The following is a 17,552-nucleotide window of genomic DNA, read 5'->3' as shown; positions in this document are numbered from 1 at the left end:
CCCACCCCTTTCATCTTCACGACGTGAGAAGCGGAATAGCATGATCCTCATGGAACAGCGCACACTCGGCAGGACCGGCCGTGACGTCTCGGTCGTAGGACAGGGCACCTGGCAGCTCGGAGGCGACTGGGGAGACGTCGAGGAGAGCGACGCCTTCGACGTCCTCGACGCGGCCGTCGACTCCGGCGTCACCTTCTTCGACACCGCGGACGTCTACGGCGACGGCCGCAGCGAACAGCTCATCGGCCGCTACCTCAAGAACCGCCCCGACGCGGACGTCTTCGTCGCCACCAAGATGGGCCGCCGCGCCGATCAGGTGCCGGAGAACTACGTCCTGGACAACTTCCGTACCTGGAACGACCGTTCCCGCGCCAACCTCGGGACCGACACCCTCGACCTCGTACAGCTGCACTGCCCGCCCAGCAGCGTCTACTCCTCCGACGCCGTCTACGACGCCCTGGACACCCTCGTCGAGGAGCAGCGGATCGCCGCCTACGCGGTGAGCGTCGAGACCTGCGCCGAGGCCCTGACCGCCATCGCCCGCCCCGGCGTCGCGAGCGTGCAGATCATCCTCAACCCGTTCCGCCTCAAGCCCCTGGACGAGGTCCTTCCAGCGGCGGCCGCAGCGGGCGTCGGCATCATCGCGCGGGTCCCGCTCGCCTCCGGACTGCTCTCCGGCAAGTACACCAAGGACACGGTCTTCGGCCCCGACGACCACCGCACGTACAACCGCCACGGCGAGGCGTTCGACCAGGGCGAGACGTTCTCCGGCATCGACTACGCCACCGGGATCGCCGCCGCCGCCGAATTCGCCGAACTGGCCCCCGAGGGCGCCACCGCCGCCCAGACCGCGCTGCGCTGGATCCTCCAGCAGCCCGGCGTGACCAGCGTCATCCCCGGCGCGCGCTCGGTGGAACAGGCCCGCGCCAACGCGGCGGCCGCCGCCCTGCCGCCGCTGCCGCAGGCCACGCTGGACTCCGTACGGGAGCTGTACGACCGCTCCATCCGCCCGGAGGTCCACGGCCGCTGGTGACCGGCCGCCGGCTGACCGGCGGGCGGGCGAGCGGGACTCAGTCGTCCTGCTCGTCGTCCTCCTGCTGGTCCTGGTCCTGCTGGTCCTGGCCCCCGCCCTGCTGCCCCTGCTGTCCGTCGCCCTCGGCGTCCTGCGAGGACGGTACGGCGGAGGGGCCGGGGCCGGGGGTGTCGGCCGAGCTGGAGTCCGGCGAGAACAGGACCATCCCCAGATACACGGCCGCCAGGAACGTCGCCGTACCCGCGATCGCGCTCGCCACCCTCGGACGCCGCCGGATCGCCTCCCGCGTGGAGCGGCGGCGGGCCGGAGCGGACCGGGACGTGGTGGAGCGTCTTCGCCCCGTGGGCTGCGGAAGCCGGTACGTCGAGGGACCGGCGGGGGCGGTCTGCGCCGCCGGGGCGGCCCGCCCCGGCAGCGCGGAGGCGGACGGGGACGCCCGGCGGGACGGGGGCGTCTGGACCGGGAGGGGCTCCGGGCGGCCCCGCCAGGCGTCGGTGCGGAACCAGTCGGAGACCTGCTGCGCGGTGGGCCGCTCCTCGGGCTTCTTGGCCAGCAGACCCAGGAGGTACGAGTCGAAGGCGGCCGAGATGCCCACACCGCGCTGCCGCAGCGGGACCGGCGGGGTGTCGACGTGCTGGTACAGCGTGGCGGTCGCCGTGTCGGACTTGAACGGCGGCTGTCCGAGCAGCAGTTGGTAGACGACGCAGCCCAGCGAGTACATGTCGGAAGCGGAGTCGGCGGTACGTCCCAGAGCCCGCTCGGGCGCCAGGTAGAGGCTGGTGCCCACGATGTGCCCGGCCGTCGTCAGCGCGGTCGAGGGGTCGTCGACGAACTGGGCGATCCCGAAGTCACCGATCTTGACCGAACCGTCCGCGTCCAGCATCAGGTTGCCCGGCTTGATGTCCCGGTGGACGATGCCCTGGCGGTGCGCGGCGGCGAGACCGGCCGCGGCCTGGCCCGCGATCCGCGCGACCTGCTCGGGATCGACCCGCTCCTGGGTGGCCAGCAGATCACCGAGGCTCTGCCCCTCGACCAGCTCCATCACCAGGAAGAAGCGGTCCTCCCAGGCCCCGAAGTCGAAGACGGCCACCAGATGCGGGTGGCTCAGCCGGGCGGCGGTCTGGGCCTCCAGCCGGAACCGGGCGGTCGACGAGGCGTCCGCCTGGTCCCCCAGCAGCAGCTTCACGGCCACGGCGCGGCCCAGCACCTCGTCGGCGGCGCGCCACACCTCGCCCATGCCGCCACGGCCGATGGGGGATATCAACCGGTACCGACCAGCTACCAGCACCTGTTCACCTAACTCGAATCGTGGCCCGCTCCGACTGCCGGTCCACCGCGCGGCGGCCTGCCCCCTGAGGGGCCCTGCACGGCGGAGTGAACGACATGATCAGGATATCGGTCCGCAGGGCCGCCGATGTCCCGACGGCCGTCCGTCGAAGCCCGGCTGACGGCCCGGCACGTCCGGATCCGGTACGCGGCGGGTTCAGGATCCGGTGCCCGCACCGGCCCCGCCCAGCAGCCAGCCGTACGCGGCCTCCGCCGTGAAGGCCGACTGGCCCTCCGCGAAAAGCAGTTCAGCCGCTTCGAACGCCGGGTCGGAGGCGGTCGCGGGCACATACGGGACGGCGATGCACTGCATCCCCGCCGCGTGCGCGGCCGCGGCCCCCGGCGGCGCGTCCTCCAGCACCACGCACCGGGCAGGCTCCGCCCCCATCCGCCGGGCCGTCTCCAGGAACACATCGGGCTCCGGCTTCCCGTGCGCGACCTCCTCCGCCGAGACGTACAGCGGGATGTACGCGTCAAGACCGGTGACCGCGAGCACCGCCCCGATCGCGGCCCTGGAGGAGCCGGAGGCCACCGCCATCGGAACTCCGGCGGTGTGCAGGCGCTCCACGAAGGCCCGCATCTGCCCGAACACCTCGGTGGAGGCCCCGGCGAGCTCCAGGTAGAGCGCGTTCTTCCCGGCGAGCAGCTCGTCCACCGGTGCGTCGATCCCGTACTCGGCCCGCAGGGTGGTCAGGGTCTCCCGGGTGCCGATCCCGATGAAGCGGGTGTGGTCCTCCCAGCCGAAGTCCGCCACCCCGTACCGGGCGAGCAGCCGGCGCCCCGCCTCGTAGTAGTTCGGTTCGCTGTCCACCAGCGTCCCGTCGAGGTCGAAGATCACATGGAGGCCGGGGCGGGGGATCATGGCCCCCAGCATGCCGCAACGGGCCCGGCGGGGGCGTACGCCCTGCTCAGCTCCCGCTTCCCGCCGCTCGCCCCACGGCCTCGACCAGCGGCAGCACCCGGTGCGCCACCCGCTCGCGCAGCGCCACGTCCGTCCGCGTCCGGACGACGCCCGGCAGCTGGATCAGCCGCTGGATCACATCCTCCAGATGCCCGTTGTCCCGGGCCACGACCCGGGTCAGCAGATCCCCGCCGCCGGTGGTCGAGAACGCCTCGATGATCTCGGGAACGGCCGCCAGCGCGTCGCCGACCTCCACCAGATGCCCCTGGGTGACCTCCAGGTGGACGAAGGCGAGGACGGGGTGGCCGAGGGCGGCGGGGGAGAGGGCCGGACCGGTACCGGTGATGACCCCGTCCCGCTCCAGCCGGTCGAGCCGGGCCTGGAGGGTGCCGCGGGCCACCCCGAGGAGTCGCGCGTACTCCCGCACGCTGGTACGCGGCTGCTCGATCAGCAGGCGGAGGATCCGGGTGTCGAGAGCGTCCACGGCCATGGCCCGTCGGCCTCCTTCTCGTCCAGGTGGTCCGTTGGCATCCTCCTGGCCCACGGATCTCGCCGAGAACTATGCCATTGGTACAGAGGTTCCGCCCTCGTTTGATCCATAGGCCCTCAGGATGCTCTGATGGTCCTGTCGATGGCGCTGCGGATCTCCGCGGCGCCTTTTTCATGCCGAGCGCGCGGGACCCACGGGGGACGCGGAAGGGGAGCAGTGTGCTGAAGAGGGTGTTCGTGGCACCGGACCCGGGGAGGGTGCGGCTGCGGTTCGCGAGCCGGGCCGTCATCGGGATCGGGCTCGCGGTCGCGCTGTGCGGGCTCGTCGGCCACTCGCTCGTCGCTGCCATCACCGGCGGCCTCGCCGCGCTGCTCGCCCTCTTCACGGTCACGGATGCCACGGTGCGGCAGCAGGCGGTCACCACCGCGCTGCTCCCCGTCGCCGGGCTCCCGGTCCTCGCCGTCGCCGCCGTGCTGCACGACCAGCCCGTCGCCCGCGATCTCGTCTTCCTCGCCGTCATGGGCGCGGGCGTCTACGCCCGCCGCTGGGGGCCGCGCGGCCACTCCCTGGGCGTCTTCGCGTTCATGACCTTCTTCGCCGCCCAGTTCCTGCACACGGTGCCGGAGCAGCTGCCCGAGCTGTACGCCGCCGTCGTGCTGTCCCTCTGCGCCGCCGCCACCGTCCGCTTCGGCTTCTGGTGCTACGAGCGGCGGCTGCCCGTCGTGGCCGCGCCCGCCCCTCCGCAGGGCCGCGGGCTGGCCCGCATCACCACCCGGCAGGCGGTGCAGGCCACCCTGGGCGGCGCCTTCGCACTGGGCCTGGGCCAGGTGCTCTCCGACCAGCGCTGGTACTGGGCGGTCGGCGCCACCTGGTGGGTGTTCGTCAACACCACCTCGCGCGGCGAGACCCTCGTACGCGGCTTCCGCCGGGTCCTGGGCACCGTGATCGGTATCGCCGCGGGCTTCTTCGTCGCCATCCCGCTCGACGGTGCCGGGGCGCCGACCGCCGCCATCGTCGCGGTGAGCGTGTTCGGGATCTTCTACACGGCGGCGGTCTCGTACAGCTGGATGATGTTCTTCGTGACCGTCATGGTCGGCGTGCTCTACGGGGTCCTCGGCGTCCTGGACGCGTCCCTGCTCTGGCTGCGGGTCGCCGAGACGGCAGTCGGCGCGCTCGGCGCGGTGCTCGCCGTCCTGGTGATCCTGCCCGTCACGACCCACGCCATCACCGACGCGTGGATCCGGAAGGCCCTGCGGTGCGTCCACGCCTGCACGGCCGAGGCCGCCGAGCGCCTCGCCGGCTCGCTGAGCGCCGACCCCGGCCCGCGCGTCGCCGAACTCGACGTGCTGCTCGGCCGGGTCCGGCTCTCCCTCGCGCCGCTGGTGCACCCCCTGAGCCCGCTGAAGGCCCGCAAGGCACGGGCCCGGCAGGTGCTCGCCCTGCTCGACGACTGCGTACGCGAAGTGCGCGGCCTGGCCTCCATCGCCGCCGACCCGGCCGCCTCGCACGACGCCCGGCTGTCGGCCGCCTGCTCACGGGTGGAGGCGGCCGTGGAGGCGCTCCTGAGGCAGGAGAGCCGGGAGGAGAAGGACGCCGTACGCGTGGGCGCGCAGCCCGGCACGGCCATGGACCCCGCACTGGCCCACCTGCACGGCCTGGAGCGTGCGCTGGCCGACCTGGCCGCGCCCCTGCACAGCTCGCCGCGCGCCCCGATCGCCGCCTGAGCGCGGCACCCGCGACCGGCCTGCGCGTCTTCACGGCCTGTGCCGTCCTAGCGACCCCCATGCGGGCCTCACGACCACCCTGCGGATTGGTCCAGACCTGAGGGTGGGTCGCCTGCTACCGTCGGCCCGAAGATCACGGCGACGGTGAAGTGGGGTAGTGCGATGGGCGACGGCGGCAGCAGCACCGGGCGGGCATTCATGGGGTCGTTCACCTCGGCGGGCGGCCTGGGCGTCACCGTCGCGGAGGTGGACCGGAGCACCGGAGTGCTCACCGTGCTCGGGTCCTCCGACGCCGTCCCGGACCCCTCGTTCCTCGCGCTCGGACCGGGCGGAACCGTCCTGTACGCGGTCGGCGAGAGCGCCCCGGGCTCGGTGGCCGCCTTCGACGTCAGCGGCGACACACCGGCCCTCCTGGGCCCTGTACGGCCGGTCGACGCGGACGGCCCCACCCACCTGGCGCTCGCCGCGAACCACCTGGTCACAGCCAACTACGGATCCGGCAGCGTCACCGTTCTGCCCGTCCTCGCCGACGGCTCGCTCGGCGAGGCCGCCTCGGTCGTCCGCCACGAGGGCAGCGGCCCCGACAGCGAGCGCCAGGAGGGGCCGCACGCCCACCAGGTGCTGCCCGACCCCTCGGGCCGCTGGGTGGTCAGCGTGGACCTCGGCACCGACTCGGTGCGGGTCGGCGCCCTGGACCCCGCCACCGGCGCCCTGGAGCCGCACGGCGAGAGCGCCCTGCGCCCGGGCACCGGACCGCGCCACCTGGCCTTCCACCCCTCGGGCCGCTACGCCTACGTCCTGAACGAGCTGGTGCCGACCCTCACCGTGTGCCGCTGGGACGCGGAGAAGGGGCGCCTGGAGCCGCTGGGGGAGACGCCGGTGCTGCCCGAGCCCACGTCCGCCGGCGGCACCGAACGGGCCTACCCGTCCGAGGTGGTCGTCGCGCCCGACGGACGCTTCCTGTGGACCGCCAACCGGGGCCACGACAGCATCTCGGTCCTGACCCTCGACGAGACCGGCGAGAAGGCCGCCCTGGTGGCCACCGTCGGCTGCGGCGGCCGCTGGCCGCGCGACCTCACCCTCGACCAGGGCGGGCAGTGGCTGTACGTGGCCAATGAGCGCTCCGGGAACGTCAGCTGGTTCGCCGTGGACGCGGAGACGGGCGTGCCGCGGCACGCGGGCTCCGTCGAGGTCCCGGCGGCCTCCTGCGTGGTCCTCGGCTGACCCGGGGCCCGTACGGGTACAGGCAGCCGGAAAGCCGTGGCCCGGACCGGAGGATCATCGAAGATCCCTCCGGTCCGGGCCACGGCTTTCCGTGCGTCTGCGCCGCTTCCGCCAACCCGGGTCAGTGCGCCTGGGCGCCCTGCGGGGTGGCGGGCGTGATGCCCAGCGCCGTGGCGTACAGGGACAGCACGAGCTTGCCGATCGCCGGGTAGGCGCCCAGCGGCTCGGCGGTCGCGCAGCCCGCCTCCTTGGCGGCGGCGTCGAGCAGGCCGGGGTCGACCTCCGGGCCCACCAGGTACGGCGCCAGCGCGAGCTGCACGGAGCCGGAGCCCTGGAGCTGCCGCGCGATCGAGGCGACCGAACCCTCGACGTCCAGCGCGGCGGCCATCACCGGCACGGCGAGCCGGGCGGCCAGCAGCATGCCGGTGATCCCGGCGGCCTGCACGGCCTCCTCGCCGCCCACCGTGGCCAGCACGATGCCGTCGGCGGCGGTGGCGACGGTGAACAGCCTGGCGCGGTCGGCGCGCGCCAGCCCGGCCTCCGAGAGCCGTACGTGCAGGGCCTCGGCGAGCAGCGGGTGCGGACCGAGCACGTCGGTCAGCTCGACCTGCGTGCCGCTGTCCATCACGCCCTGCCGTATCCGCCGGATCAGCTCGCTGTCGGGACCCGCGAGCAGCGGGACCACGACGGCTGCCGGACCGGTGGGCTCGACGGCCTCGCGGCCGGCGGCGACGGCCTGCTCGTAGCGCTGGACGCGCTCGGCGGCGGAGTGGGCGAGAACGGTGGCGAGAGTGGGGTACTCGGCATCGTCACCGTCGAGATAGCCGATCCGGGCGTTGAGGCCGGGCAGCTCGGAACGGGCGATGCTGATCACCTCTTCGGCCAGACTGCGCGTGGCCGAGGAGGGGGTACCGGGAACGGCGAGAACGAGCGCGGCAGCGCCCTCAGGTGCGACCACGGGCTCCGGGCGGCGGTGCCGTCCGGACTGGCGAGGTCGCGGCATTCGTACAGGCAGGCCGGAAGCGGGCCCAGTGGGGGTGCTCATGGCGCCGCATGCTACTGGTTTTGGATGCTCCTCTGTTCGGGGAGGGTCCGGTCGAGCGTTAACTATCCGCTTATGTCCGATGGGTGGCGTACAGGCGAAGTGTCCGTGTCTGTCGGCCTGTCCGCCGTCCCGTCCGCCGGTCCCTCCACCGGTACGCCACCGGGCTCCGGCTCCCCGTTCCGCACCTCCGCCCCCACATGTCCTGAGGGTCCGTCCCCGGTCGGGACGAACAGCATCGTCGGGTGGTGCGGCAGCCGCAGACCGTCCGTTGCCAGGGCGCGCGCGATCCGGAGTGCGCCGGTCAGCGGATCGCCCGTACCAGTGGTCACGCGGGCCTGCGGGACCAGCCGCGCCAGCTCCTTCCGCAGGGGCCAGAGCAGGGGCTCGCCCATCCGGAACAGCCCACCGGTCAGGGCCACTTCGCAGCCGCCGCCACCCTGGGAACCGGCCGCCGGGCAGACGGCCGCCGCCGCTTCGGCGATATGCGTGGCGGCCTCGCGCAGAATGCCGGCCGCGACCTCGTCCGCGCCGGCGCACGCCGCCACCTCGGGGGCGAACGAGGCGAGCACGGCCGGGCGGTCGGAGCGCGGGTAGAGCAGCCCCGGCAGACCCTCGGCGGGACCGAACACGGCATGCAGCCGGGCCAGCAGCGCGGGGGAGCCGCCGCGCCGCCCGTCGTGCGCGCGCATAGCCGCTTCGAGCCCCGCGCGGCCGATCCACGCGCCGCCGCCGCTGTCACCCAGAAGATGACCCCAGCCGTCGGCCCGCTGCCATGCCGTGAGGTCCGTACCGAGGGCGATCATGCCCGTGCCGCCCGCGACGACCGCCCCGGGCCGCTGTCCCACCGCACCCGCGTACGCAGTCACCGCATCGGCGGCCAGCGCCAGTCGGCGGACGCCCAGCGCCGCCGCGAGCGCACCGGGCAGCTCCGCCCGCAACCGCCCGCCGAGCGTGGCCATTCCGGCGGCCCCGACCGTCAGCGCGACGACCTGTCCGGAGGCGGCCCGTCCGGAGGAGTCGCCCGCGCCACCGTCACCTTTGTCGGCACGCTCCAGCAACTCCGCCACCGCGGGCAGAAGTTGCTCCAGCAGATGGGCCGCGTCGATCCCCCCGGTCCCCGTCCGCACCGGCTCGGCGCAGACAGCCGTGAACACCGGCCCGTCCGCGTCGACCCGGCCGAGCGCCACCCGCAGCCCCGACCCGCCGGAGTCGACTCCGAGGACGTACGCCTCCGGGGTGGCCGCAGGGGACCGGGTGTCCGTCACGGCAGACGCCAGTCGACCGGCTGCGCCCCCTGGCGCTCCAGCAGTTCGTTGACCCGGCTGAACGGCCGCGAGCCGAAGAACCCGCGGTCGGCCGACATGGGGGAGGGGTGCGAGGACTCGATCGCGGGGAAGTCGCCCAGCTGCGGGCGGAGATTGCGGGCGTCGCGCCCCCACAGGACCGACACCAGCGGAGTGCCCCGGGCCACCAGCGCCTTGATCGCCTGCTCGGTCACCTCTTCCCAGCCCTTGCCCCGGTGGGCGGCGGGCCGCCGGGGCGCGGTGGTCAGCGCCCGGTTGAGCAGCAGCACCCCCTGCCGGGTCCACGGCGTGAGATCACCGTTCGACGGCCGGCCCAGGCCCAGATCCGCGTGCAACTCCCGGAAGATGTTCTCCAGGCTGCCCGGCAGCGGCCGGACATCGGGCGCCACGGCGAAGCTCAGCCCGATCGCATGCCCGGGTGTCGGGTACGGATCCTGGCCGACGACGAGGACCCGTACCTCCTCGAACGGCTGCTGGAACGCCCGCAGTACGTTGGCCCCGGAGGGCAGATACGTACGTCCTGCGGCGATCTCCGCGCGGAGGAAGTCGCCCATAGCGGCGATGCGTTCGGCCACGGGTTCGAGGGCATCGGCCCACCCCGGCTCCATGATCTCTTTCAACGGTCTTGCTGCCACGCGCCGCACTCTACTGGTGATACGACCACTCCGATCAACTGCCGTCAGCCGAGGGCCACCGCCCTTACGCAGAGCACGTCCGGCAGGTGCGAGGCGAGCTGCTGCCAGCTGTCGCCGTCGTCCGCGCTGGCGTACAACTCGCCGTTGCGGTTGCCGAAGTAGATCCCGGCGGGGTCCGCGTCGTCCGTGCAGAGCGCGTCGCGCAGCACCGTGCCGTAGTGCGCCCCGCCCGGCAGGCCCACCGTGAGCGGCTCCCAGGTGCGCCCCGCGTCGCTCGTCCGGAAGACCCGGCAGCGGTGCTCCGCCGGAACCCGGTCGGCGTCGGCGTTGATCGGGAAGACGTATGCCGTGTCGCCGCGGTGCGGGTGCGCCACGGCGGCGAACCCGAAGTCGGAGGGCAGGCCCGCGCCGATGTCGCTCCAGCTGTCGCCCCCGTTGTCGCTGCGGAAGACGCCCCAGTGGTTCTGGAGGTAGAGCCGGTCCGGATCGGCCGCGTCCCGGGCGACCTTGTGGACGCACTGACCGAACTCCGGGTCCGGATCCGGCAGGAAGACCGCGGAGACGCCTCTGTTCGCCGGGGCCCAGCTCTCCCCGCCGTCCTTGGTCCGGAACACGCCCGCCGTCGAGACCGCGACCGTCACCGCACGGGCGTCCCGGCGGTCGGTGAGGATGGTGTGCAGCCCCTCTCCGCCACCGCCCGGCACCCACTTCGAGCGCGTCGGGTGCTCCCAGAGGGGGCGGACCAGCTCGAAGGACTCGCCCCGGTCCTCGGAGCGGAACAGCGCGGCGGGTTCGGTGCCCGCGTACACCACGTCCGGCGCCTCGGGTCCGGCCGGCTGCAACTGCCAGACCCGCTCCAGCGACGCCCCCGTGAACTCGGGGAACTTCACCGCGGGGCGCTGCGGCTCGACCCAGCTCTCGCCCAGGTCGTCGGAGTGGAAGACGGACGGCCCCCAGTGCGCGCTGTCGCCGCCCGCCAGCAGCCGGGGCGTGGACCCACGGGTGTCGACGGCGACCGAATAGATCGCCTGCGCGTTGAAGTGCGGCCCTTCGATCTTCCAGTTCCCCTCGTGTCTGCGGCCGATGAAGAGACCCTTGCGAGTGCCCACGGTGAGCAGTACGTCGGTCATGGTGGAGACCTCCCGATACGCCGTTGTGCCGGACGTGAGCCAGTCTGCACCCGGCCACTGACAGTGGCTCGCGCACGCGCCCGGCACGTCCGTCTCCCGGTACCGGGAGACGCCCGGACGGCGACGGCTCCCTTGACCCCCCAGCGGTGCCGGCCCTAGCGTTCACCTGCCGTAGTAAGCGCTTGCAGTCCCTGGCGAGCCCCCAGCCCCTGGAGCACCCGTGGTGACCTTCGAAGGACTGCCCGGCGCCGTTGCCGTCTCCCACCTGACCGTCTACGACTGGCCCGCCGCCGATGGCCTGCGCGGCGGCACCCCGCACCTGCACCTCACCTGCTCCGAGGGGTACGTCGTGGTCGGCGGCACCGGATCCGTACAGACCCTCACCACCACCGGGTTCCGGCAGACGCCCCTGGCACCCGGGGCGCTCGTCTGGTTCACCCCGGGCACCATCCACCGGCTGGTGAACGAGGACGGGCTGCGCGTCGTCGTACTCATGCAGAACAGCGGGCTGCCGGAAGCCGGCGACGCCGTCCTCACCCTGCCGCCCGCCCTCCTCACCGGCCCGGACGTCTACGCCACTGCCGTCGCGCTGCCGGCGGACGGCACGGAGGCCGAGCGGGAACACGCCGCCCGCACCCGCCGGGACCTTGCCGTGGCGGGGTTCCTCGCCCTGCGCGAGGCGGCGGACGCAGGCGATCCGGAGCCCCTCGCCGCGTTCCACCGCGCCGCCGCCGCACTCGTCCGGCCCCGCGTCGAGGAGTGGCGCACCCGCTGGGAGCGGGGTGCCGCCATGGCCGCCGCCGCGACCGCCGCCCAGCTCGAAGCGCTGGGGCGCGGCGATCGGGGCCATCTGGCGGGGGCCCGGGTGCACGGGCAACAGCCGGTGGAGCGGGGGCGGTTCGGGATGTGCGGCCGCCTGGACGTCTACCGGGTGTGAGCGGTCTCCGAGGAGCCCGGAGCCCGCACGGCAGGGGCGGAGTCACGCGGGCACGTCAGCAGCCGGGTGGTGGAGCCGTCGTCCTCCTGGATGTCCCTGACGTGGGCGAAGCCGATCCGGCCCAGTACAGCCAGTGAGGCGGCGTTCTCGGCGGCCACGGTCGCGTGCACCTCCGTCAGCCCGAGGGTGCCGAACCCGTGCCCGACCAGGGCGAGCGCCAGCTCCGTACCGAGGCCCCGGCCCCAGGCCGAGGGGGCGAGCGCGTAGATGATCTCGTGCCCGCCTGACGCCTCTGTCGGCTTGATCTCGGCATGCCCCACGAGCTCGCCGCCGACCTTGACCGCCCAGACCTCGAAGCGGTTCTCGGCGTAGACCTTGGTGAAGATCCGGCCGAAGAGGGCGCGGTCCTCGGCCTCCGTGGAAGGCCCGTCACCCATCCACCGGGAGACCGAGACGTCCTGGAACAGGGCGACGAACTCCTCCTCGTCGGCGGGCGTGTAGGGGGTGAGCAGAAGGCGGTCGGTGCGCAGAGAGGGATTCACAGGGGGTGAAGTTACGGATGCCCCGCTGCCCGCACAATCGAATTCCGCTGGTCAGCGGGGTCCGGTGCGGCTGCGATGCTGGAGCGGCACACACCACAGGACCCCGGCACGAGGAGCAGACGATGGGCAGCGGGATCACGGACGCCGACGGTCACGACGTCCCGGTGGCGGTGGTTCCGGGGGAGGCCGGGCCCGATCCCCGGGTCTCCGTGACGCTGTCGCCCCCGGCGGGCGAGCTTCGCTGGTCGTGCACCCCGGCCGGGGCCCGCGAGCTGGCCGCCGCGCTGGTCCGGGCGGCCGAGGAGACCGAGAACGCGCCCGCCGAGGGGCCCGTCACGGTCCCGGCAGGCGAACTGCGCCGCGGTGATGTGCGGGACGGCGACAAGGCCATGACCGTGGACGGCGTACGGACCGACGGGTCCACGGCCCAGGTCACCTGGAAGTCCGGGGCAAGCCGCACCTGGACCCAGAGCTACGACGTCAACACCGCGATCACCCTCCGGCGCCGGCTGCCCGGCAAGCGCTGAACCCTCCGGCCGCAGGTCCGCCCGGTCTCCTGCCGCCGGGAACGGCAACTCCGGTCCCCGGCCCGCCTTCCCCCTCGATAGGCTGGTCGCGATGTTCACCAAACAGGGCCCCACCCTCCGCGAACTGGCCGTCCAGGCGCTCTCGTCGACCCAGCGCGGCTACGACCTCCTCGCCCCGAAGTTCGACCACACGCCCTACCGGACCCCGGACCGCGTGCTCGACAGCGTCACCCGGGCGCTGGAGCCGCTGGGCCCCTTCGGCACAGGCCTCGATGTCTGCTGCGGGACCGGCGCGGGCGTGGGCGTGCTGCGGCAGGTGTGCCGGGAGCGGGTCGTCGGCGTCGACTTCAGCGCGGGCATGCTCGCCGAGGCCCGTGCGTCGCTGCCGCCCGGGAACGGCGGACCGGCGGTCGACTGGGTGCGGGCCGACGCTCTGACGCTCCCCTTCGCCCCGTCCTTCGATCTGGCCCTGAGCATCGGTGCGTTCGGCCATTTCCTGCCCGCGGACCGCTTCGGGCTCTTCGCCGAGGTGTACGGGTCGCTCCGGCCGGGCGGCCGCTTCGTCTTCCCGATCGGGGCCCCTCCGGCCGTGGGGTCGCGCGCCTACTGGTCGTTCCTCGGCTTCGATGCGGCGATGCGGGTGCGCAACGCCTTGTGGAGCCCGAAGTTCATCATGTACTACCGCACGTTCCGGCTCTCCGACGTGCTCGACGACCTCACCGGCGCGGGATTCAGCGTGCGGCTGATGGCCCTGACCGACCTGGGAGAGCGCCCCGACGGCTCCCCGCGCGCCCGGCTCGTGGTGGCGACCCGGGAGTGACGCAGGGGGCCGGGCCGCCCGGCCCGGGGCGGCGCAGGGGGTCTCACCCCTCCTCGCCCCGCGCCGCCGCCAGCAGCCCCGGCCAGTCGGGGATCTTCACCGGCCCCCGCCCCAGCGAACGCCCCAGGGCCGCCTCCGCGCGCTCGATCGACAGCCAGCCGTCCCACTCCACCGGCCGCAGCCCCCACGCCCGCAGCACGGCCAGCGGGTCGTCGGCAGCCGGCCGCCGGGCGAGCAGCGGCGCGTCCTCGATCAGCGAGGCGACGGTCTCCTTGGCGCAGGACCGGTTCGAACCGATCACCCCGGTCGGGCCCCGCTTGATCCACCCCGCCACGTACTCACCGGGCGAGGGCACCCCGTCCCGCAGGACCCGCCCCGCCGCGTGCGGCACCGTCCCGCGCACCGGGTCGAAGGGCAGGCCGGGCAGCTCCACCCCCCGGTAGCCGACGGCCCGCAGCACGAGCTGGGCCTCCACGTCCTCGTACCCACCGGTGTCCTGTACGCCCCCGGCGCCGTCCGGGGCCGTACGAGCGAACCGCACCCCGGCGACCCGGCCGCCGCGCTCCAGCAGCTCGACCGGGCGCAGGAAGAACCGCAGCCGGATCCGGCGTACGGCGTCGGAGACCGCGGGATGCCCGTGCACCGGCACCGCGGGCTCCCCCTCCGCCGACCAGCCGCGCAGCACCTCCAGGTTCCGCCGCACCACCGCGGGCAGCGGCAGCCCCTCCTGGGCCGCGTAGGCAGGGTCCATGGCCAGCTCCGCCGGGTCGACGACGATCCGGGCCCCGGGCAGCGCCCCCAGCTCCCGCAGCTCCTTGGTGGTGAACCGGGCCTGGGAGGGTCCGCGGCGGCCCGCGATGTGCACCTCGCGCACCCGGCTCCCGGCGAGCGCCCCGAGTGCGGCCCTGGGCACATCGGTGGCGCGCAGCTCGTCGGCGCCGCGCGCCAGGATCCGGGCCACGTCGACCGCCACGTTGCCGACCCCGATCACCACGGCCGAGCGGGCCTGAAGGGCGAAGCCGTCGGGAGCGATGTCCGGATGCGCGCTGTACCAGGAGACGAACCGGGTGGCGGAGTAGCTCCCCGGCAGATCCTCGCCCGGCACCGCCAGCGGGCGGTCGGCCGCGGCCCCGACGCAGTAGACGACCGCGTGGTACAGCTCCGCCAGCCGGGCCGGGGAGACGCCGCCCGTACCGCCGATCTGCACATGGCCGACGAAGGTGACCCGCTCGTCCTCCAGGACCGCCCGCAGGCTGTTCTGGAGCGACTTGATCTTCTCGTGGTCGGGGGCGACCCCGTACCGCACCAGGCCGTACGGGGTGGGCAGCCGGTCCAGGACGTGGACGCGGACATCGGGCACGAGGGACTGGTTCAGCAGGGCCTGGGCGGTGTAGACCCCGCTGGGGCCGGAACCGACGACGGCGACACGGAGCACGGCGCACCTCTTCCCGGAGGGTGCTTCCAGCATCGCACCGACACCCGGAAGGCGGGCTGCCCGGCGCTCACGCCACCGGGTCGCGGGCTGCCCGGCGCTCAAGCCACCGGGGCGCGGGGACGGCCCGGCGCTCACGCCATCAGCGCGCGCATCCGGTTGATCTCCACCGTCTGCTGGGCGACGACATCGCTCGCCATCTCCTCGACGAACACGTCGTTCCCCTCGGAGAGCGCCTCCGTGGCCATGGTGATCGCCCCCTGGTGATGGGTGATCATCAGCTCAAGGAAGAGCTCGTCGAAGGCCTTGCCCTTCGCCGCGCGCAACTCCTTCAGCTGGGCCCCGGTCGCCATGCCGGGCATTCCCGCGTGGTCGTGGGGCTGTTTACGGTCCTCGCCACCGTTGTTTTTCAGCCATCCTTCCATCGCGCCGATCTCAGGCTTCTGGCCTGCGGATATGCGCTCGGCGAGCCTTTTGACGGTCGTGTCCGAGGCCCGGTCCGGGGCGAGTTCGGTCATCACGAGGGCCTGGGAGTGGTGCTCAATCATCATCTGCGCATAACGGAAGTCGGCGGAGTTCGCGGTGTCCCTGCTCGCTTCCTTCGCGGCCTCCTCGGCGGTGAGCTTCCGGGCGGGCTCGCCCGGTCTGCCGGGGGCCACCACCTTGGGACCTGCGTCCTTGCCGGCGGCCGGTTTCGTCTCGCCGTCGCCGTCGCAGCCGCCCAGGACGAGTACAGCGGCGACCACCGCTGCCGTGAGGGCGGTTGCGCGCAGACGGGCGGACGGACGGTGGATCAACACGGCGACCTCCTGTGCCATATGAGTGTGTTGCAGACCGTTCCTAGCACGCTTCCGCGGGCGCAAAGATCAAAAACTTCATTACGTCTCTGTTGCCATCTGTTGATGTGTACATGGGAGGGACGATACTGCCGGGGTCCGTGAACCGTTCGAACCCCGAACGGATACAAGGGAGGACGCAGTGATCTCGTTGCACACCACCCGCGTGCGGCGCAGACGTCTGGGCGTGGCAGCAGCCGCGGCCGGGCTCTTCGCCGCGCTGCTGACGGCCGCACCCGCAGCCGCGACGCCCGACCCGGGCGATGCACCGGCCGAACGCGGCTCCGTGACCACCAGTCAGCAGGCCGAGGCCCGCGCCGCCATCCGCGGCGGTGACATACCCGGCGTGGACGAGATCGTCCACAGCTCCAACATCAAGCACCTGACGAACGTCCCGAAGGGCGCCCTCAAGGGCCTCAACACGGACCTCGCGTTCCAGGGCAAGTACGCCTACGTCGGCAACTACGACGGCTTCGTCATCTACGACATCAGCAACCCGAAGAAGCCGAAGACGGTCTCCGAGGTCCTCTGCCCGGGCTCGCAGAACGACATCTCGGTCTCCGGGAACCTGCTGTTCCTGTCCACCGACTCCTCGCGCAGTGACGACTCCTGCTCCAGCACCACCCAGCCCGCCACGGAGAAGTCCTCCTGGGAGGGCATGAAGATCTTCGACATCAGCAACAAGCGCAACCCCCGGTACATCGCGGCTGTCGAGACCGCCTGCGGCTCGCACACCCACACCCTGGTGCCGGACGGCAAGAAGAACATCTACATCTACGTCTCCTCGTACTCGCCGAACGAGACGTTCCCCGACTGCCAGCCGCCGCACGACGGCATCTCCATCATCAAGGTGCCGGTCAAGAAGCCGCAGAAGGCCCGGATCGTGAGCTTCCCGGTGCTCTTCCCGGACGGCGGCAACCCGGGAGCGCCCGAGAACCCGGGCGTCTCCAAGACGACGGGCTGCCACGACATCACGGTCCTGCCCTCCAAGGACCTGGCCGCCGGTGCCTGCATGGGTGACGGCCTGCTGTTCTCCATCAAGGACCCGGCAAACCCGAAGATCATCGACCGGGTCCAGGACAACGTGAACTTCGCGTTCTGGCACTCGGCCACCTTCAACCAGGGTGCGAACAAGGTCGTCTTCACCGATGAGCTCGGCGGCGGCGGCGCGGCCACCTGCAACGAGCAGATCGGCCCCAAGCGGGGTGCCGACGGCATCTACGACATCGTGGGCAAGGGCGACAAGCGCAAGCTGGTCTTCCGCAGCTACTTCAAGATCGACCGCCACCAGGCCGACGTCGAGGTCTGCGTCGCCCACAACGGCTCGATCATCCCGGTGAAGGGCAAGGACCTGATGGTCCAGGCCTGGTACCAGGGCGGCATCTCCGTCTGGGACTTCACCAACTCGGCCAAGCCCAAGGAGATCGCCTTCTTCGAGCGCGGCCCGGTCACGCTCGGTCAGGTGACCACGGCCGGCCCCTGGTCGGCGTACTACTACAACGGCTACATCTACTCCAGCGACATCGCCAAGGGCTTCGACGTGCTGAAGCTGAACGACCGGCGTACCGACCCGGCGGACCGGGTGAAGCTGGACGGGCTCAACGTGCAGACGCAGCCGGACTACTTCGACCGCTGATCCGTCGGCA

Annotated in this window: 17 protein-coding genes; 7 read left to right on the top strand and 10 right to left on the bottom strand. The window is 72.9% G+C overall.

All coding sequences use genetic code 11. The features are described from left to right. The first annotated feature begins 40 nt into the window (after positions 1-40). A complete protein-coding gene (locus IE264_RS23005) occupies positions 41-1,033 on the top strand; it encodes an aldo/keto reductase (protein WP_032759796.1) in 993 nt (330 codons plus the stop codon). Positions 1,034-1,070: 37 nt separating this feature from the next. Here IE264_RS23005 and IE264_RS23000 read toward each other — a convergent pair whose 3' ends face one another. The 3 genes from IE264_RS23000 to IE264_RS22990 all read right to left on the bottom strand — a co-directional run bounded on the left by IE264_RS23000 (position 1,071) and on the right by IE264_RS22990 (position 3,750). Then, a complete protein-coding gene (locus tag IE264_RS23000) occupies positions 1,071-2,321 on the bottom strand; it encodes a serine/threonine-protein kinase (RefSeq protein WP_078618631.1) in 1,251 nt (416 codons plus the stop codon). A 195-nt stretch (positions 2,322-2,516) separates the two neighbouring features. Then, complete coding sequence (locus IE264_RS22995; RefSeq protein ID WP_032759795.1) at positions 2,517-3,233, bottom strand: HAD family hydrolase; 717 nt, start codon at positions 3,231-3,233, stop codon at positions 2,517-2,519. A 34-nt stretch (positions 3,234-3,267) separates the two neighbouring features. Further along, a complete protein-coding gene (locus IE264_RS22990; protein WP_032759794.1) occupies positions 3,268-3,750 on the bottom strand; it encodes an Lrp/AsnC family transcriptional regulator in 483 nt (160 codons plus the stop codon). 218 nt (positions 3,751-3,968) lie between these two features. Between IE264_RS22990 and IE264_RS22985 the strand changes: the two genes are divergently transcribed. Both IE264_RS22985 and IE264_RS22980 read left to right on the top strand, forming a co-directional pair. Next, entirely contained in the window at positions 3,969-5,474 is a 1,506-nt protein-coding gene (locus IE264_RS22985; protein ID WP_032759793.1) for an FUSC family protein, read from the top strand. A 162-nt stretch (positions 5,475-5,636) separates the two neighbouring features. Then, the gene (locus tag IE264_RS22980; protein WP_032759792.1) at positions 5,637-6,698 is read left to right on the top strand and encodes a lactonase family protein; all 1,062 of its coding nucleotides are present in this window, start codon (positions 5,637-5,639) and stop codon (positions 6,696-6,698) included. A gap of 121 nt (positions 6,699-6,819) precedes the next feature. Here IE264_RS22980 and IE264_RS22975 read toward each other — a convergent pair whose 3' ends face one another. The 4 genes from IE264_RS22975 to IE264_RS22960 all read right to left on the bottom strand — a co-directional run bounded on the left by IE264_RS22975 (position 6,820) and on the right by IE264_RS22960 (position 10,812). Further along, positions 6,820-7,743, bottom strand: coding sequence for a sirohydrochlorin chelatase (locus tag IE264_RS22975; protein WP_015607006.1), 924 nt, complete (start codon positions 7,741-7,743; stop codon positions 6,820-6,822). 62 nt (positions 7,744-7,805) lie between these two features. Further along, a complete protein-coding gene (locus IE264_RS22970; RefSeq protein ID WP_032759791.1) occupies positions 7,806-9,008 on the bottom strand; it encodes an N-acetylglucosamine kinase in 1,203 nt (400 codons plus the stop codon). Continuing rightward, the gene (locus IE264_RS22965) at positions 9,005-9,682 is read right to left on the bottom strand and encodes a uracil-DNA glycosylase (RefSeq protein ID WP_015607004.1); all 678 of its coding nucleotides are present in this window, start codon (positions 9,680-9,682) and stop codon (positions 9,005-9,007) included. Before IE264_RS22965 ends, IE264_RS22970 begins: the two co-directional genes overlap by 4 nt. Positions 9,683-9,726: 44 nt before the next feature. Beyond that, a complete protein-coding gene (locus IE264_RS22960) occupies positions 9,727-10,812 on the bottom strand; it encodes a WD40/YVTN/BNR-like repeat-containing protein (RefSeq protein ID WP_032759790.1) in 1,086 nt (361 codons plus the stop codon). A 220-nt stretch (positions 10,813-11,032) separates the two neighbouring features. On the opposite strand from IE264_RS22960, the gene IE264_RS22955 reads away from it, so the two are divergent. Continuing rightward, positions 11,033-11,749, top strand: a complete 717-nt coding sequence (locus IE264_RS22955) for a cupin domain-containing protein (protein ID WP_032759789.1) — start codon at positions 11,033-11,035, stop codon at positions 11,747-11,749. On the opposite strand, the gene IE264_RS22950 is transcribed toward IE264_RS22955, so the two are convergent. Further along, positions 11,737-12,291, bottom strand: coding sequence for a GNAT family N-acetyltransferase (locus tag IE264_RS22950; protein ID WP_015607001.1), 555 nt, complete (start codon positions 12,289-12,291; stop codon positions 11,737-11,739). The two genes, IE264_RS22955 and IE264_RS22950, sit on opposite strands and share 13 nt — an antisense overlap. A 122-nt stretch (positions 12,292-12,413) precedes the next feature. Between IE264_RS22950 and IE264_RS22945 the strand changes: the two genes are divergently transcribed. Both IE264_RS22945 and IE264_RS22940 read left to right on the top strand, forming a co-directional pair. Continuing rightward, positions 12,414-12,818, top strand: coding sequence for a hypothetical protein (locus tag IE264_RS22945; protein WP_032759788.1), 405 nt, complete (start codon positions 12,414-12,416; stop codon positions 12,816-12,818). A gap of 91 nt (positions 12,819-12,909) precedes the next feature. Continuing rightward, the gene (locus IE264_RS22940) at positions 12,910-13,638 is read left to right on the top strand and encodes a class I SAM-dependent methyltransferase (RefSeq protein ID WP_032759787.1); all 729 of its coding nucleotides are present in this window, start codon (positions 12,910-12,912) and stop codon (positions 13,636-13,638) included. Between the two features lie 43 nt (positions 13,639-13,681). On the opposite strand, the gene IE264_RS22935 is transcribed toward IE264_RS22940, so the two are convergent. Next, positions 13,682-15,073: an FAD-dependent oxidoreductase gene (locus tag IE264_RS22935; protein WP_032759786.1), complete on the bottom strand. Its 1,392-nt coding sequence runs from the start codon at positions 15,071-15,073 to the stop codon at positions 13,682-13,684. 131 nt (positions 15,074-15,204) lie between these two features. After that, entirely contained in the window at positions 15,205-15,888 is a 684-nt protein-coding gene (locus IE264_RS22930; RefSeq protein WP_015606997.1) for a DUF305 domain-containing protein, read from the bottom strand. A 160-nt stretch (positions 15,889-16,048) separates the two neighbouring features. On the opposite strand from IE264_RS22930, the gene IE264_RS22925 reads away from it, so the two are divergent. Then, the gene (locus IE264_RS22925) at positions 16,049-17,542 is read left to right on the top strand and encodes an LVIVD repeat-containing protein (protein ID WP_032759785.1); all 1,494 of its coding nucleotides are present in this window, start codon (positions 16,049-16,051) and stop codon (positions 17,540-17,542) included. Positions 17,543-17,552: the final 10 nt, after the last annotated feature.

Source organism: Streptomyces microflavus, from assembly GCF_014650075.1.
GTDB classification, from domain to species: domain Bacteria; phylum Actinomycetota; class Actinomycetes; order Streptomycetales; family Streptomycetaceae; genus Streptomyces; species Streptomyces microflavus.
The sequence above is the reverse complement of the archived record's forward strand: the minus strand, read 5'-3'. Positions and strand labels throughout refer to the sequence as shown.